Origin of the sequence: Sphingopyxis selenitireducens (assembly GCF_051550705.1) — a bacterium.
GTDB lineage: Bacteria > Pseudomonadota > Alphaproteobacteria > Sphingomonadales > Sphingomonadaceae > Sphingopyxis.
This window is the reverse complement of record NZ_JBPULG010000001.1, coordinates 805,122-819,441: the sequence shown is the minus strand read 5'-3', so window position 1 is coordinate 819,441 and position 14,320 is coordinate 805,122. Positions and strand designations below refer to the sequence as shown.

Here is a 14,320-nt window from a genome sequence, read left to right as displayed (position 1 = left end):
GCCGTCAATCCTCGCCGAAGCTGTCCTTGACCAGCCCGACCAGCTTCAGCAGCGCGGCGTCGGCGCCGTCACCCTTGGTAAAAATGGTGATCGTGTCGCCCTTGGCCGCGCCGAGCATCATCAACCCCATGATCGAGGTCCCGTTGACGCGCGAGCCATTGCGTTCGACCTCGACGCTCACCGTTTCGGGCAGGCGGCTGACGAAGGTGACGAATTTGGCGCTGGCGCGCGCGTGAAGCCCGCGCTGGTTGGTGATTTCGACCGTTTCCGAAATTTCGCTCATGAACCCACCCCCAGCATTTCCGATGCGACGGAAATATATTTCTGTCCGGCTTCCTTCGCGGCGATCACTGCGGGGCGAAGCTCCATCGTCTTGCGCGCGCTTTCGAGGCGGATCAGCATCGGCAGGTTGACGCCGGCGATCACTTCGGTCCGGCCGCTTTCGAGCAGGCTGATCGCGAGGTTCGACGGGGTTCCGCCGAACAGGTCGGTCAGCATGATCACACCGCGGCCTTCATCGACCTTGCGCAGCGCCTCGGCGATTTCGCGGCGGCGCATTTCCATATTGTCGTTCGGACCGATGCAGACGGTGGCGATCGCGCGCTGCGGACCGACGACATGCTCCATCGCGGTCACCATCTCCTCGGCGAGTCGTCCGTGGGTGACCAGGACCATTCCCAGCAGTGGCAATGCTTTATCGGTGGGCATGAAAAGCGGGACCCTTATGCTTGTTCGTCGCCGGACGCGGGAGATGCGGGCGGGGGCCTGCCCTCAAGCCCATCTTGCGGGGCAGAGTCAAGGTTGCGGTGGGTCAGCGTGGGGCGATGGCCGGCCGAGCGTAGCGTCTTTGCAACACGATCGGCGACATGGACCGAGCGGTGCCGCCCGCCGGTGCAGCCAAAAGCGATGGTGACATAGCTTTTGCCTTCGGCGCGGTAGCGCGGCAGCAGGGCAAGGATCAGCGCCTCAATCTGCGCTACCGTTGCCTCATAGGCCGGGTCGGCGACGATATATTCGGCAACGTCGGCGTCGAGCCCGGTGCCGGGGCGCAATTTCGCGTCCCAATGCGGGTTGCGCAGATAGCGCATGTCGAACACCAGATCGGCGTTGCGGGGCAGTCCGCGCGCGAAACCAAAGCTCAATATGTTGAGCGCGGGTTCGCCGTCGCCGCTGTCGCCGAAACGCTGGCGCACCTCCTGTTGCAGGTCGTTGCTGCTGTAGTTGGTGCTGTCGATGACATGCTCGGCCCGGCGGCGCAGCGGCTCCATCATCTCGCGCTCGCGCGCGATGCCGTCGGCGGCGGGGCGATCCTCGGCGAGCGGATGGCGGCGGCGGGTTTCGGAAAAGCGGCGTTCGAGCTCTGCCCCCGCGCAGTCGAGGAACAGGGTCTGGACATCATGCCCGCCCTTGTCGCGCAAATCCTTGATCTGACGTGCGAGCGCGGCGGGTTTGAAGCCGCGGCTGCGGCTGTCGATCCCAACGGCGAGCGGGCGCTCCGCCTCGCTGTTTTTGGCGGGCGCATCGATCAATGCGTCGAGCAACGCGAGCGGAAGATTGTCGACAACCTCCCACCCCAGATCCTCGAGTACCTTGAGTACGGTCGACTTGCCCGCGCCCGACAGGCCGGTGACAAGCAATAAGCGGGGTTCGATATGTTCGGTCATGGGTTGGCCGGCGGGTTGTCGAGCGCCAGCAATATCTTGATCGGCGCCGATGCCTCAAAGGCGGACAGGAAAATGGCCGGGAGGGCGTGCCCCGCGACGATTTCGACCTGTCCTGCAGGCGGCATGCGTTCGTAGCGGTCGGCCAGCCGCACCGCGAGGGCGAGTGGAACCGGAGCGGTCCAAGGCTGTTCGACGATGCCGATGCCGCGCACTTCCAGTTTGCCGGCGAGCGCCGCGGGCGGGCGGCACCACAATTGGCCCCGATCGAACCAGATGTCGCAGCGATCGTCGGCAACAAGCCGCGCGCCGCGATCGATCAGACGCAGCGCAAGGTCCGACTTGCCCTGACCCGACAGACCGAGCAGCAAAATGCCGCGACTGCCTGCCGCGACGCAACTCGCGTGGACATTGGCAATCTGGGGCTGGGTCCGGTCGGGAAGCATCGCGCAGGCTTACCGGCGACGCTGCGGGGCTGCAAGGCGGATACCGGGCCCGGCCTATCCCGTTTCGGTATGATTTTCGCGGTCGGGACGCGCGGGCAGGGTGATCAGCAGGCTGGCGCCGCGCTTGCCGTCCTCGCGGTCGCGCGCGGCGATGGTTCCTGCATGCCCCTCGATGATCGTCCGCGCGATCGCGAGCCCCAGGCCGCTGTGACGTCCGAACGCTTCGCCGGCGGGACGTTCGCTGTGGAACCGGCGGAAAATGGCGTCGCGTTGATCGGGGTCGATCCCGGGGCCGTCGTCGTCGATGCGGATATGGACTTCATCGCCCAGCCGCGTCGCGGCGATGCAGACGAGGCCATTTTCGGGGGAAAAGCTGATCGCATTGTCGATGACATTGTCAATCGCGCGTTCGAGCCGGTGGCCGTCGCCCATCACCGTCGTCGTGTCCTTGCGCGGGCGGGCGAAGGCGATGCGCGGCTGGCCCGCCCCCTGCTCGGCGCGGGCGGCTCGGCCGGCGAGCATCGATTCGATCATCATCCCGACGTCGACAGGTTCGAACAAAGTGCGCGACAATTGCGCATCGACGCGGCTCGCCTCGCTGATGTCGCTGACCAGCCGGTCGAGGCGGCGGACATCCTCATCGGCGATCGCCAGCAATTGCACGCGCTGTTCGTCGGTCTGGACGCGGCCCAGTCCCTCGATCGCCGATCGGACCGAGGCGATCGGATTTTTGAGTTCGTGCGTCACATCGGCGGCGAAATGTTCGCCTGCGTCGATGCGTTCGCGCAGCGCCTGCGTCATGTCCGAAAGCGCCCGCGCGAGCGTGCCGATTTCGTCGCGGCGGCTGGGCAGGCGGGGAACGACGACCTCGCGCGCGCGCCCCAAACGCACACGCACCGCAGCGCGGGCGAGACGGCGCAGCGGGCGGACGATGGTGCGGGCCAGAAAGAGCGAAAGCAGGGTCGAGGTCAGCAGCGTGAGCAGCATGACGATCGCCAGGCGAAAGCGTTCGGCGCGCACCGTGCGGGTGATGTCGCGCGCGTTCAGCGTCATCAGTACCGTCTGCGGCGTTTCGAGGTCGACGACGCGCGCCGCGCTGAGCAATGGTGTGCGCTCGGGGGCATAGCGAAAACGGCTCGCGACGTCGCCGCTGCGCTGCGCCTCGAGGACTTCGGGCCAGGCAGCGGCGACGTCGACGGCGGGTTCGTGGAAGTCGGGATAGCTGGGCGCGCCGACAATCCAGTCGATGCCGCGGTCCATCGCGCGCGCAGCATCGCGCTGCCACGCCTGCAGATCGGGGTCCCGCAATGTGTAGGTTTGCGGGCCGACCGCGAAACTGTCGAACACGCGCTTGCCCGCGGGGTCATAGAATCGCAGCCGCGATTCGGTCGTCGCGGCGAACTCGTCGACCAGCCGCTGCCGCTGGTCGGGCCGCGCTGCCTCAAGCGCGGCGTCGAGCATCGCGAGTTGATCCTTCATCACCTCGATGCGCGTATCGACCAGCCGGCTGCGATAGGTGTCGAGATAATAAAAGCCGCCCGCGAGCAAGGCGACGGCCAGAATATTGACCGCGAGGATGCGCGTCGTCAGCGACCAGCGCGACGACCAGACGAGCGGAGCTTCCTCCTGCTCGGCGATGCTGCCTTCGGGTCTTTTGGCGTCAGACATCGTCGGCAAAGCGGTATCCCGCACCATAAAGGGTGGCGATCGCGTCGAATTCGGGATCGACCTCGCGGAATTTGCGGCGCAGGCGCTTGATGTGGCTGTCGATCGTGCGGTCGTCGATATAGACATCGTCCTGATAGGCGGCGTCCATCAACTGGTTGCGGCTGCGCACGATACCGGGACGCGATGCGAGGGTTTCGAGGATCAGAAATTCCGTGACGGTCAGGGTGACGTCCTTGCCGTCCCAGCTGACCTTGTGGCGTGCCGGGTCCATCTGCAACCGGCCGCGGGTGATCGGTTCGGCGACGGGCTCGTCATCCTCGCTGGGCAAATTCCTGTTGAGTTCGACGCGGCGCAGGATCGCGCGGATGCGGGCAATCACCAGCCGCTGCGAAAAGGGCTTCGCGATATAATCGTCGGCCCCCATCGCGAGGCCCAGTGCCTCGTCGATTTCGTCGTCCTTGCTGGTCAGGAATATGACCGGAAGCTGGCTTTTTTCGCGGAGCCGCCGCAACAGCTCGAGCCCGTCCATCCGCGGCATTTTGACGTCGAAGACGGCAAGGTCGGGCGGATTGTCGAGCAGAGGCTTCAGCGCCGCCTCGCCGTCCGAATAGACGCGCGTCACGAACCCCTCTGCCTGGAGCGCGATCGACAGCGATTGCAGGATGTTGCGGTCGTCGTCGACCAGCGCGATGGTTGCCGTCATGCTCTTTCCGTTGCGAGGTCGCCGACAAAGCTAGCCGATCCGATCCCGGCCGACAACTGCCACGGATCGGCGCGCAATGCGGCTATAATCTTTTGACCTCTCCGTTCATCCTCGCTAACGCGGCCGCATCTACGGAATCGGCGTCACGTCGGCACCCATGCAGATGCGGGCCTGCCCTTCTGTTCGGCAGGTGATGCATACCTATGCAAGGGAGCGGGCGCAGATCCGGACCGGACAAGGGAAAGGCAAGACAATGACACAGTTGGTGATCGGCAATGCGACCGTCGAAACGCGGGCGGAGATCGCTGAAAACTGGGGCACGGCGCAGCTGGTGGAGGATGCGATTCGCCACGGTGAAGGCCTGCTCGCCAAGGATGGCCCGCTCGTTGTCGCGACCGGCAAGCACACCGGCCGCTCGGCCAAGGACAAGTTCATCGTCCAGGATGCGGAAACCGCCGACACCATCTGGTGGGGCAAGACCAACGTCCCGATGACCCCGGAACATTTTGCCGCGCTCAAGGCCGATTTCTTCGCGCATCTCGCCGAACGTCCGCGCGTCTATCGCCAGCAGCTGTTCGGCGGCTCGCAGCCCGAGCATCGCGTCAGCGTGCAGGTCGTCACCGAATTTGCATGGCACAGCCAGTTCATTCGCACCCTGCTCGTCCGTCCGACCGACGCCGAACTGGCAGCCTTTGCGACCGAATATACGATCATCGACCTGCCGAGCTTCCGCGCCGACCCGGCGAAACATGGATCGCGCACCGAAACCGTCGTCGCGGTGAATTTTACCGAGAAGCTCGTGCTGATCGGCGGCACCGCCTATGCCGGCGAGATGAAGAAGTCGGTGTTCGGCATCCTCAACTATCTGCTCCCCGTCGACGGCGTGATGCCGATGCATTGTTCGGCGAACATCGGCGCCAATGGCGACACCGCGGTCTTCTTTGGCCTCAGCGGCACCGGCAAGACGACGCTGTCGGCCGATGCCAGCCGCACGCTGATCGGCGATGACGAACATGGCTGGTCGGACACCGCGGTCTTCAACTTTGAAGGCGGCTGCTACGCCAAGATGATCCGCCTGTCGCCCGAGGCCGAGCCCGAAATTTTCGCGACGACCAAGCGTTTCGGTACCGTGCTCGAAAATGTCGTGATCGATCCCGCGACCCGCGAGCTGGATTTCGACGATGCGAGCCTCGCCGAGAACAGCCGCGGTTCGTACCCGATCGACTTCATCCCCAATGCCTCGACCGAGAATATGGGCCCGGTGCCCAAGACGGTGATCATGCTGACCGCCGATGCCTATGGCGTGCTGCCCCCGATCGCCAAGCTGACCCCCGAACAGGCGATGTATCATTTCCTGTCGGGCTATACGGCGCGCGTTGCGGGCACCGAAATCGGCGTGACCGAGCCCGAGGCGACCTTCTCGACCTGCTTCGGCGCGCCCTTCATGCCGCGCCATCCCTCGGTTTACGGCAATCTGCTGAAAGAGCGCATCGCCAAGGGCGGCGTCCAGTGCTGGCTCGTCAACACCGGCTGGACCGGCGGCAAGGCGACGATGCCGGGGATCAGCCGCATGCCGATCAAGGCGACGCGTGCGCTGCTCAACGCGGCGCTCGACGGCAGCCTGAACGACGCCGAATTCCGCAAAGACCCGAACTTCGGTTTCGAATTTCCGGTCGCGGTGGCGGGCGTCGACAGCGCGATCCTCGATCCGCGCGAAGCCTGGACCGACAAGGCCGACTATGACCGCACCGCGCAGGGGCTGGTCCAGCAATTCATCGACAATTTCGCGCAATTTGCGGACCATGTCGACGAAGGCGTCCGTCAGGCCGCTCCGCAGGCTGCAGTCGCGGCATAATTGACCCGGATATCTTCCGGGTGACACTTCACCCGGAAGGACCGGAAAAATGACCACCGAATTTACCGCGCGCCTGTTCGAGCGCGATACCGAAATCCGCGCGATTGGCGAGGGGCTGCTCGCCTGCGCCCTGCCACGCGAGGCGTGGACGCACGAGGCGCATCTGGGGGCATGCCTGTGGCTGCTCGCGGAGCGCCCCGACATCGATATCGATCTCGAGATCGGCCCGATCATCCGCCGCTTCAACGAGAGCGTCGGCGGCGTGAACGACGACCAGAATGGCTATCACGACAGCATCACCCGCGCCTATGTCGCGGGGGTCCGGCTGTTTCTGGCGCAGACCGCAGAGACCGGGCTGGCGGCACGCGCCAATGCGCTGCTGCTATCGCCGATGGGGCGGCGCGACTGGCCGCTGCGCTTCTATAGCCGCGATCTGCTGTTCTCCGTGCCCGCGCGGCGGGGGTTCGTTGAACCCGATCTGGCTCCGCTGCCGAAGATTCAGGGGCCGCGATAGATGCAGGAGAGAATCACTTGCCCCGCCTTATCCTTCGATGGAGAAATGCGGGCCATGTAGAGACCGCTTTTCGGAACAAGCTTGTCGATCCGGTCTTCGTTCAAGTCGTTGCCGTCGGCCGGACGCCACGAACAGCGCTCATCCGTACAGTCGACCTTGAACTTCTTGCGCGCCGGATGCGCGGAAAGGAAGGCTGCGTGATAATCGGGGAGTGCGCCGTCGAGGTAAAAATTGACGTCGGAGAGATGTTTGGTCGAAAGCCCGCTTTGCTGCCGATATGCTTTTTTTGAAACTACCCCCAGCCGTTCGATGGCCACCGGCTCATAGCGTCCGATCATGCGCTGCATCTCGGCAATGCCCGAAGTGTCTGCTGCCTGCTTCAGGACAGCGTCGGCCTCGGCCGCTGTGTCAGGGCAGCCCGCCGGTGCCGTAATGGCAGGGGTTGTGGTCATCATCAGCGCAGCGGCGTGCAATAGCGAAAGCATCGATCGTCATCCCCCCTTGATATCGAAGGATAATCCTGAGCCTTTCGGCGCTGCCGATCAATACCTAACCGCGCCGGGTTTGCAGCCCCTTGCCGCGAGGAAGGCTGCCTCGATCGCCGCTGCGCTTCGGTGGCGCAACGAACAAAGGGCATGGTCGGATCATGGGTCATCGGTCCGGCGGGATAGCGGGCAGCGAGCCAATCGAACTGCGCCGCCAGCACCGGACGGTTGACGCGCTTCGCCTCAGGTCTTCGCGCTCGCCACATAGGCATCGACATTCTTCGCCAGCACGTCGAGCGGGACGTTGCCGCCCTCGACGACGACATTGTTGAAGTCGCGCAGGTCGTATTTCGCGCCCAGCGCTGCCTGCGCCAGCCCGCGCTGACGGTTGATCTCGCTGTGGCCAACCTTGTAGCCGCACGCCTGTCCGGCCCAGCTGCAATAGCGGTCGACTTCGCTCGCGACCTCCAGCGGGTTCGAGCCATTTTGTTCGACAAAGAAGCGGACGCCCTCTTCGCGGGTCCAGCGCTTGGCGTGGATGCCGGTATCGACGACGAGACGGCACGCGCGAAAGGCGATCGACTGGAGATAGCCGAGCCGACCGACCTCGAAATCATCATAGAGGCCAAGTTCGTCAGCGAGTTGTTCGGCATAGAGGCCCCAGCCTTCCGAATAGGCATTGAACGCCAGCATCGAGCGGATCAGCGGCATCTGGTTCGCATATTCACCCTGCCACGCATGGCCGGGAATCGCCTCGTGCATCGTCAGGTCGGGCAGGCTGTATTTGCTGTGGAGATCGGTGGTGCGCAGATTGATCCACATCCGGCCCGGAGTCGAACCGTCGATCGACCCTGCGCCGCCATAGGCCGCGGGCGCCCCCGGCTCCTCGGCGAGCGGCAGGCGCTTGACCTCGACATTGCCCTTCATCAGCGTGCGGAAGGCGCGCGGCAGCTGCGCCCGGATCTTGCCGAGCCAAGTCTGGATATAAGCGACGATTTCGGCGCGCCCCGTATCATTGTCGGGAAATTTATAGGCCGGATCCTTGGCGAGCGCGTTCATCCGGTCGCCGACCGAACCCTTCGTATAGCCGAGCTTTTTGAAGATCGGGTCCATACGGCCATGGAGTTCGGCCAGTTCGCTGAGGCCCATCTGGTGAACCTCTTCGGGGGTCATGCGCGTGGTCGTCGAGGCGCGCAGCGCCCAGGCATACCATTGGTCGCCGCCCGGCCGCGCCCACATGCCGGCATCCATCGTCGCCTTGCCGCGCTGCGCCTTCAGTTCGGCGAGCTGGCGTTCGAGTGCGGGGACGACCGCGCCGCGCGTGATCGCATCGGCGCGCGGACCCCAATTGCCCGCGATCTTGCCTTCGTGGGTGCGCCTGGCGAGGCTGTCGACCAGGCCGCCGCCATTCCGCGCGTCGGCGAGGCTTGCCTCCATCTGCCTGACTGCCTTGTCGATCAGGAAGGCAGGCGCGATCAGGCCCTGTCTGCCTGCGGCCTTGAGCCGGTCGGTCTCTCCGTCGAGCGCGCCCGGATAGGCGTTGAGCCGCGACAGATAGGCCTCGGCATCCGCGGCGTTCTTTACCGGGTGGTCGCTGTCGAGGAATTTGGGCACATCGAGATAGGCGCCGACATTCTGGATCACCACATAGGGCGTGTTGCGCCAGCCGCCGACCGCGACATCGCCATAGGGCAGGGCAAAGCCGTCGAGTGCAACGCCATAGGCGCTTTCGACCACCGCGAGGCTGGTGCGGTTGCTGTGGTCGAGACCCGCTTTGTCGAACGCGCGGACACGCGCGAGGTCGGATTTCAGCGTGTCGGCGAGGGCCTGAACGCCGGCCGCCGAACGATCGCCGAGCTTCGCGCGCATCGCGGCGCGAACGCCGGTGTCGATACCGAGCGACGTTGCGCCCTCCGGCCCATGCGCCAGCAGATTTTCGGCGACCGATGCGAGCAAGGTCTCCGCGCCCGACGCTGCGGGGGCGTCGGCGGCCCATGCCGGCGCGGCGAGCGAGAGGCTGGCGGTGCCCGCGCCGAGGGCGGCGAGGGTCTGACGGCGGCTTATGGGGGTGGAAAGACTGTCGTGCACGTGAGCGCTCCCTTGGCGACTTTGTTTCTTCTGAAACCTGTCTGGAGCGCATGCGCGTGGTGGTCAACGAAAAGGGGCCGGGAAAGCCATTGCCCTCCCGACCCCTGCCGAATTTATGGACCGTCCCTCAGTCGGTGAGGGCGGCGGGCACGGTGCCGCCGTTCGCGGCGAGTTCGCGCATCACGGCCTTGTGCAGCCAGATGTTCATTTCGGCGCTGCCGTTACGCTCGCCGGTATAGCCAAGCTCTTCGGCGAGCTGTTTGCGGTTGTCGAGGCTGGGATCGATGCCGACAAGCTTCATCAGGTCGACGATCGAACTGTCCCAGTTGAGCGGCTGACCGGCGTTTGCGGCCTGCGCCGACAGGATCGCAACGACATCGACTTCGCTGATCGCGGTCGGGGCGGCGGGTGCGGCAGCCATGGCGCTGGTTGCGGCGTCGAGTGCGGATCCGACGGCACTGGCCGACGGTGACGGAGCGGCGGGCTCTGCGGCCACGGCCTTCTTGCCGAAGATAGCATCCTTGATACTGCTGAAAATGCCCATGAACTTGCTCCCACTAAATTGCGCTGCGGTCCCCGGGATGGGAGTCGCATGGCCGCATGCTAAGGTTACGCACAGCCGAATGACAGCGAAATGAACATCTCGTCCTCCGCCCGCGCGCTGGTATAGTAACGCCGCATCGGCGCCGTTCGATCCGCGCCGGAGAGGGAGAATGGCAAAATGAATCTCACCGATATTCTGGCCCAGGCGGGCGGCATCGAATCGATGGCGAAAGAACTTGGCGTGTCGCCCTCGATCGCGAAAGCGGGTGCGGACGCGCTGCTCCCCGCGATTCTCGGCGGTTTCAAGAAACAGGCAGAGGGCGGGGGGATCGAGGGGCTCGGCGGGCTGCTCGGCCAGCTTGGCGGCGGCGGCCTGCTCGATTCGGTGCTGGGGTCGCAGCCGACCCCGGTCGATCAGGGCAATGATGTGCTCGGACAGATTTTCGGGTCGAAGGATGTCAGCCGCACCGTCGCGGGGCAGGCGGCGACGCAAACGGGGATCGACAGCGGTCTTTTGAAACAGATGCTGCCGATCCTCGCGATGATGGTTGCGGGCTATATGGCGAAGCAGGGCGGCGGCCAGTCGGGCGGCGGCGGTCTTGGCGACCTGATCGGAGGCGCGCTCGGCGGCGGATCGAGCGGTGGCGGCGGCCTTGGCGGCATGCTCGGCAATGTGCTGGGCGGCGCGATGGGGGGCGGTGCGGCGCCTTCGGCGGGCGGATTGGGCGGCCTCGCCAATATGCTCGACCTCGATGGCGACGGCAATCCGCTCGACGACATCATGGGTATGGCGAACAAGCTGCGTGGATAAAATAGCGTCGCCCCCGCGAAGGCGGGGGCCGTTATCGACGTGGCACAAGTTTGCCGGCGGCCCCCGCCTTCGCGGGGGCGATGCCGATTGTCACGCAGCCATCAGGCGTAGTTCCTGACGAAAATCCTCGTCCACCCCGATGCGGGTTCGCATCGGGGTGACGGCTCCATCGGCGTCACCGGGGCCTTCTTCGAACAGGGCGCAATCGGACAGGCCGCCACGCGCGAGGCTGTAGCGGGGTGCGATACGCCCGGTGGGACGAAAGCCCAGCTTGCGCAGCACGGCGCCCGACGCCGGATTGTCGACGAAATGGCCCGCGGTCAGCCGGGGCATATCCATCGCGCGGGCGATGCGGATGAGCTGGCGTCCCGCCTCGGTCGCAAAACCAAGACCCCAATAAGGCCGGGCGATCCAGTAACCCATTTCCAGCGCGCCCTCGGGGTCCGGCGAAATGCCGCAGCCGCCGACAAGGCGCGGCGCGCCGCCGGTGCGGGCGAAGATCAGGAAGCGCGGCTGATCGGGGTCGAGCGGCTTACTCAGAAACTCCTGCGCTTGGGCTTCGCCATAGGGCCAGGGTGCGGTCGCGAGATTGCGGACGACGCTTTCCTCGCCGATTGCCTGCGCCAGCGCGGGCGCATCTTCCAGCCAGCCGGGCCGCAGCAACAGTCTTTCGGTACGCGCAAACATCTTATCACTCCCATTTGCCTGTCGCCCTGACGCCAGATGGTGACGCTTTGACGACAATCGATGTGGAGGGAGATGGAAGGCCCGATTTTCACGCCTGACCGCTAATGCACGGATTTCAGGCAAGAAAAAAGGGAGTCCGGGGTGACCCGTCTCCCTCTTTTCGAACTTGGTTTCCGCTTGGGGCGGAAAGGACAGCTCCGGGTCATCCCTTGGATAGGACGACCCGTCAGCGATCGTCCTTATTCGGCGGCTTCGGCCATCATGTCGACCGATACATATTTGCGGCCAAGCTTGCCGTCGTGGAATCGGACGCGGCCTTCGGCGGTTGCGAAGAGCGTGTGGTCCTTGCCCATGCCGACATTGACGCCCGGATAGACGCGCGTGCCGCGCTGGCGAATAATGATGTTGCCGCCGATCACTTCCTGACCGCCGAACTTCTTCACGCCAAGGCGACGGCCGGCTGAGTCGCGACCGTTGCGCGATGAACCGCCTGCTTTTTTATGTGCCATGAGGGATGCTCCTTAAATCTGGGCCGAGCTGCGTTACCGCGCTCAGGCTTCCTTCTTGGGGGCTGCCTTTTTGGCAGCGGGCTTGGCGGCGGCTTCGGTAGCCGGAGCAGCTTCAGCCTTTTCGGCCTTCGGTGCGGCTTCCTTCTTCGGCGCGGCCTTCTTGGCATCGCCGACAGCAAGGATGCGCAGCAGCGTCAGCGACTGGCGGTGGCCGTTACGACGACGGTAGTTGTGCCGGCGACGCTTCTTGAAAACGATGACCTTTTCGCCGCGCGTCTGCGCGATGATCTCGGCCGAGACGGTCAGACCCTTCGCGTCCTTCACGTCGCCGCCGTCACCGGCCAGCAGAATGTCGCCCAGCGACACGGTATCGCCAGCTTCGCCTTCGATCTTCTCGATAGCGATTTTGTCTCCAGCGGCGACGCGATATTGCTTGCCGCCCGTGCGCACGATTGCGAACATGGTCTTCCATCCAATCAAAAAACTAAGTCACCCGCGCACCAGTCACCGGCCGAAGCTGGCGATTTTTCCGGCATGCGGGAAAGTCAGCGCCACTAGCGAGCCATGCCGTTGCTGTCAACCGCCAAATCCCGTGCTTTTCGTCCAAAAGCCCGGTGCGGGGCGGATTATCGCGCGCATTGCCGATTCGGCACTTGCTGCCTCGCTCGCCCCCCCATATCAGGGTTGGTGATGAAGCGTGCTTTTCTTTTGGGATCCCTGATCCTGGTCGCGACTCCGATGATGTCGGCGTGTGCGGCCGCGCAAGGCGGCGATGGGCCGTCGCTCGCCAAGCGTGCGGTCGAGGGGCGATTCGACGTGGCGCCGCCGCCTGTGGTCGTGGCGCCGCCGGGGCCTTTGCCTGCCGACCTCGCCGGGCGACTCGCGCGCTGGGAATCGGATGCGGCGAGTGCGCAGCAGGCCTTTGCCGCCGAGCGCAATTCCACCGCGTCGCAGGTGGCGGCCGCTGCGGGGGCGCCGGTCGCCAGCGAGCGCTGGGTCGTCGCACAGCAGGCCATTTCGCGCCTCACCGCCGCGCGGGCGCCGCTCACCGGCGCGCTCGCCGATATCGACCGCCTCTATGTCGAGCGCAGTGTCGACGAGGCGATCGACGGGCTGCCCGATATATATGCGCTGCGCGACCGGCTGGCCGACCTGGCTTCGACGCAGGATGCGGTGCTGAATGCGCTGAACGCGCAGCTGCCGGGACAGTAAGAAGTCTTTTCTCGCGTCCGTGAGTCGAGGATTATTGATTCAGCCCATGTTTTTTGAGCGCGTGGCGAATCTGGTCATAGCTTAGTCCCAATGCCTCCGCCGCGACCTTCTGGTTGAAGCGGCAGCGCGCCATGGTGTCGGACAATATTTGCCGTTCATAGGCATCGACGGCGGCGCGTAGGTCGCTGACGGTGCCGGACGGCGTGGCGGCTTGGGGAGGCGATACGTCGCGCGTAGCGGGGGATGGGGTGTCGTCCGGCGTCCTTGCCGTGGAGGTGCGCGTTGCCGGCTGCCAGGGGCTCGCGAAGGGGTCGAAGCTCAGCGCATCGACCGGTTTTTCCGGATCGGCCCAGCGATAGATGGCGCGTTCGATGACGTTCCTGAGTTCGCGGACATTGCCCGGCCAGTCGTGCCCCTCCATCGCGGCGAGGGCGCGCGGGCCGAAGCCCGGCCATTCGTCCCAGCCGAGCACGGCGGCCATGCGCTGCCCGAAATATTCGGCGAGCACTTCGATGTCGCCTTCGCGCGCGCGGAGCGGGGGCAGGGTGATGACCTCGAACGACAGGCGGTCGAGCAGGTCGGCGCGAAAGCGATTCGCCTCGACCAGCGCGGGCAGATGTTCGTTGGTCGCCGCAACGATGCGGACATCGACGCGAATCGGGCGCGACGAGCCGACGCGCGTCACTTCGCCATATTCGACCGCGCGCAGCAGCCGTTCCTGCGCGCCCATCGACATGGTGGCGAGTTCGTCCAGAAAAAGCGTGCCACCGTCGGCTTCCTCGAAGCGCCCGGCGCGGGTGCGCGTGGCCCCGGTGAAGGAGCCCGCTTCGTGCCCGAACAATTCCGATTCGATCAGCGTCTCGGGCATCGCGGCGCAATTCATGATCACATAGGGGCGGTCCCAGCGCGTCGACAGGCGGTGCAGGCGCTCGGCGATCAATTCCTTGCCGGTGCCGCGTTCGCCGATCACCAGCACCGGGCGGTCGAGCGCGGCTGCCTGGCTGGCGCGGTCGACCGCATCCTGAAAGGTTGCCGACTGGCCGATGAACTGCGTTTCGCGCTCCATTCCCAATCATTGGCAAATTTTCCCGTTGATTGGCAAGGAAAATGCGGATGGACACCCGCATGCGGCTCGAAA

At 65.1% G+C, this 14,320-nt stretch carries 17 protein-coding genes; 4 read left to right on the top strand and 13 right to left on the bottom strand.

Annotated elements, in window-relative coordinates; translation table 11 throughout:
• Positions 1 to 4: 4 nt before the first annotated feature.
• From ACSYDV_RS03835 to ACSYDV_RS03810, 6 genes are read right to left on the bottom strand one after another with little or no spacing between them, the layout of a single operon-like run.
• On the bottom strand, positions 5 to 283 hold the full coding sequence (locus ACSYDV_RS03835) for an HPr family phosphocarrier protein (RefSeq protein ID WP_438322411.1): 279 nt from the start codon (positions 281 to 283) through the stop codon (positions 5 to 7).
• Positions 280 to 684 carry a PTS sugar transporter subunit IIA gene (locus tag ACSYDV_RS03830; RefSeq protein WP_438322836.1) on the bottom strand — a complete coding sequence of 135 codons (405 nt, stop codon included), beginning with the start codon at positions 682 to 684 and terminating at the stop codon, positions 280 to 282. Before ACSYDV_RS03830 ends, ACSYDV_RS03835 begins: the two co-directional genes overlap by 4 nt.
• Positions 685 to 722: 38 nt before the next feature.
• Positions 723 to 1,664 carry an RNase adapter RapZ gene (rapZ, locus tag ACSYDV_RS03825; protein WP_438322410.1) on the bottom strand — a complete coding sequence of 314 codons (942 nt, stop codon included), beginning with the start codon at positions 1,662 to 1,664 and terminating at the stop codon, positions 723 to 725.
• Positions 1,661 to 2,107, bottom strand: coding sequence for an HPr kinase/phosphorylase (locus ACSYDV_RS03820; protein ID WP_438322409.1), 447 nt, complete (start codon positions 2,105 to 2,107; stop codon positions 1,661 to 1,663). Before ACSYDV_RS03820 ends, rapZ begins: the two co-directional genes overlap by 4 nt.
• A gap of 54 nt (positions 2,108 to 2,161) precedes the next feature.
• Positions 2,162 to 3,775 carry a sensor histidine kinase gene (locus tag ACSYDV_RS03815; RefSeq protein WP_438322835.1) on the bottom strand — a complete coding sequence of 538 codons (1,614 nt, stop codon included), beginning with the start codon at positions 3,773 to 3,775 and terminating at the stop codon, positions 2,162 to 2,164.
• Complete coding sequence (locus tag ACSYDV_RS03810; RefSeq protein ID WP_438322408.1) at positions 3,768 to 4,478, bottom strand: response regulator; 711 nt, start codon at positions 4,476 to 4,478, stop codon at positions 3,768 to 3,770. The genes ACSYDV_RS03815 and ACSYDV_RS03810 overlap by 8 nt, the downstream gene beginning before the upstream one ends.
• 253 nt (positions 4,479 to 4,731) lie before the next feature.
• Between ACSYDV_RS03810 and ACSYDV_RS03805 the strand changes: the two genes are divergently transcribed.
• Both ACSYDV_RS03805 and ACSYDV_RS03800 read left to right on the top strand, forming a co-directional pair.
• Positions 4,732 to 6,333 (top strand): phosphoenolpyruvate carboxykinase, encoded by a 1,602-nt coding sequence (locus tag ACSYDV_RS03805; RefSeq protein ID WP_438322407.1) that lies wholly within the window; start codon positions 4,732 to 4,734, stop codon positions 6,331 to 6,333.
• A gap of 49 nt (positions 6,334 to 6,382) precedes the next feature.
• Complete coding sequence (locus ACSYDV_RS03800) at positions 6,383 to 6,847, top strand: hypothetical protein (RefSeq protein ID WP_438322406.1); 465 nt, start codon at positions 6,383 to 6,385, stop codon at positions 6,845 to 6,847.
• Here ACSYDV_RS03800 and ACSYDV_RS03795 read toward each other — a convergent pair.
• The 3 genes from ACSYDV_RS03795 to ACSYDV_RS03785 all read right to left on the bottom strand — a co-directional run bounded on the left by ACSYDV_RS03795 (position 6,832) and on the right by ACSYDV_RS03785 (position 9,964).
• On the bottom strand, positions 6,832 to 7,332 hold the full coding sequence (locus tag ACSYDV_RS03795; protein ID WP_438322405.1) for a hypothetical protein: 501 nt from the start codon (positions 7,330 to 7,332) through the stop codon (positions 6,832 to 6,834). The genes ACSYDV_RS03800 and ACSYDV_RS03795 overlap by 16 nt on opposite strands.
• Before the next feature lie 243 nt (positions 7,333 to 7,575).
• Entirely contained in the window at positions 7,576 to 9,420 is a 1,845-nt protein-coding gene (locus tag ACSYDV_RS03790) for a DUF885 domain-containing protein (RefSeq protein ID WP_438322404.1), read from the bottom strand.
• A gap of 127 nt (positions 9,421 to 9,547) precedes the next feature.
• On the bottom strand, positions 9,548 to 9,964 hold the full coding sequence (locus ACSYDV_RS03785; RefSeq protein ID WP_438322403.1) for a DUF3597 domain-containing protein: 417 nt from the start codon (positions 9,962 to 9,964) through the stop codon (positions 9,548 to 9,550).
• Between the two features lie 177 nt (positions 9,965 to 10,141).
• On the opposite strand from ACSYDV_RS03785, the gene ACSYDV_RS03780 reads away from it, so the two are divergent.
• On the top strand, positions 10,142 to 10,774 hold the full coding sequence (locus ACSYDV_RS03780) for a DUF937 domain-containing protein (RefSeq protein WP_438322402.1): 633 nt from the start codon (positions 10,142 to 10,144) through the stop codon (positions 10,772 to 10,774).
• Positions 10,775 to 10,864: 90 nt separating this feature from the next.
• Here the strand turns inward: ACSYDV_RS03780 and ACSYDV_RS03775 are convergent, their stop codons facing one another.
• From ACSYDV_RS03775 to rplU, 3 genes are all read right to left on the bottom strand, one after another.
• A complete protein-coding gene (locus ACSYDV_RS03775) occupies positions 10,865 to 11,461 on the bottom strand; it encodes a GNAT family N-acetyltransferase (protein WP_438322401.1) in 597 nt (198 codons plus the stop codon).
• A 239-nt stretch (positions 11,462 to 11,700) separates the two neighbouring features.
• On the bottom strand, positions 11,701 to 11,970 hold the full coding sequence (gene rpmA, locus ACSYDV_RS03770; RefSeq protein WP_438322400.1) for a 50S ribosomal protein L27: 270 nt from the start codon (positions 11,968 to 11,970) through the stop codon (positions 11,701 to 11,703).
• 42 nt (positions 11,971 to 12,012) lie between these two features.
• The gene (gene rplU / locus ACSYDV_RS03765; protein ID WP_438322399.1) at positions 12,013 to 12,432 is read right to left on the bottom strand and encodes a 50S ribosomal protein L21; all 420 of its coding nucleotides are present in this window, start codon (positions 12,430 to 12,432) and stop codon (positions 12,013 to 12,015) included.
• 228 nt (positions 12,433 to 12,660) lie between these two features.
• Between rplU and ACSYDV_RS03760 the strand changes: the two genes are divergently transcribed.
• Positions 12,661 to 13,182, top strand: coding sequence for a hypothetical protein (locus ACSYDV_RS03760; protein ID WP_438322398.1), 522 nt, complete (start codon positions 12,661 to 12,663; stop codon positions 13,180 to 13,182).
• 31 nt (positions 13,183 to 13,213) lie between these two features.
• On the opposite strand, the gene pspF is transcribed toward ACSYDV_RS03760, so the two are convergent.
• Positions 13,214 to 14,248 carry a phage shock protein operon transcriptional activator gene (gene pspF / locus ACSYDV_RS03755; protein WP_438322397.1) on the bottom strand — a complete coding sequence of 345 codons (1,035 nt, stop codon included), beginning with the start codon at positions 14,246 to 14,248 and terminating at the stop codon, positions 13,214 to 13,216.
• Positions 14,249 to 14,320 lie beyond the last annotated feature (72 nt).

Excerpts from the sequence above, each read along its gene's own strand:
- ACSYDV_RS03815 (WP_438322835.1), bottom strand. The coding sequence starts at position 3,775 with ATGTCTGACGCCAAAAGACCCGAAGGCAGCATCGCCGAGCAGGAGGAA.
- rplU (WP_438322399.1), bottom strand. The coding sequence starts at position 12,432 with ATGTTCGCAATCGTGCGCACGGGCGGCAAGCAATATCGCGTCGCCGCT.
- ACSYDV_RS03820 (WP_438322409.1), bottom strand. The coding sequence starts at position 2,107 with ATGCTTCCCGACCGGACCCAGCCCCAGATTGCCAATGTCCACGCGAGT.
- rapZ (WP_438322410.1), bottom strand. The coding sequence starts at position 1,664 with ATGACCGAACATATCGAACCCCGCTTATTGCTTGTCACCGGCCTGTCG.
- ACSYDV_RS03810 (WP_438322408.1), bottom strand. The coding sequence starts at position 4,478 with ATGACGGCAACCATCGCGCTGGTCGACGACGACCGCAACATCCTGCAA.
- ACSYDV_RS03805 (WP_438322407.1), top strand. The coding sequence starts at position 4,732 with ATGACACAGTTGGTGATCGGCAATGCGACCGTCGAAACGCGGGCGGAG.
- ACSYDV_RS03835 (WP_438322411.1), bottom strand. The coding sequence starts at position 283 with ATGAGCGAAATTTCGGAAACGGTCGAAATCACCAACCAGCGCGGGCTT.
- ACSYDV_RS03760 (WP_438322398.1), top strand. The coding sequence starts at position 12,661 with ATGAAGCGTGCTTTTCTTTTGGGATCCCTGATCCTGGTCGCGACTCCG.
- ACSYDV_RS03785 (WP_438322403.1), bottom strand. The coding sequence starts at position 9,964 with ATGGGCATTTTCAGCAGTATCAAGGATGCTATCTTCGGCAAGAAGGCC.
- ACSYDV_RS03795 (WP_438322405.1), bottom strand. The coding sequence starts at position 7,332 with ATGCTTTCGCTATTGCACGCCGCTGCGCTGATGATGACCACAACCCCT.
- rpmA (WP_438322400.1), bottom strand. The coding sequence starts at position 11,970 with ATGGCACATAAAAAAGCAGGCGGTTCATCGCGCAACGGTCGCGACTCA.
- ACSYDV_RS03800 (WP_438322406.1), top strand. The coding sequence starts at position 6,383 with ATGACCACCGAATTTACCGCGCGCCTGTTCGAGCGCGATACCGAAATC.
- ACSYDV_RS03780 (WP_438322402.1), top strand. The coding sequence starts at position 10,142 with ATGAATCTCACCGATATTCTGGCCCAGGCGGGCGGCATCGAATCGATG.
- pspF (WP_438322397.1), bottom strand. The coding sequence starts at position 14,248 with ATGGAGCGCGAAACGCAGTTCATCGGCCAGTCGGCAACCTTTCAGGAT.
- ACSYDV_RS03775 (WP_438322401.1), bottom strand. The coding sequence starts at position 11,461 with ATGTTTGCGCGTACCGAAAGACTGTTGCTGCGGCCCGGCTGGCTGGAA.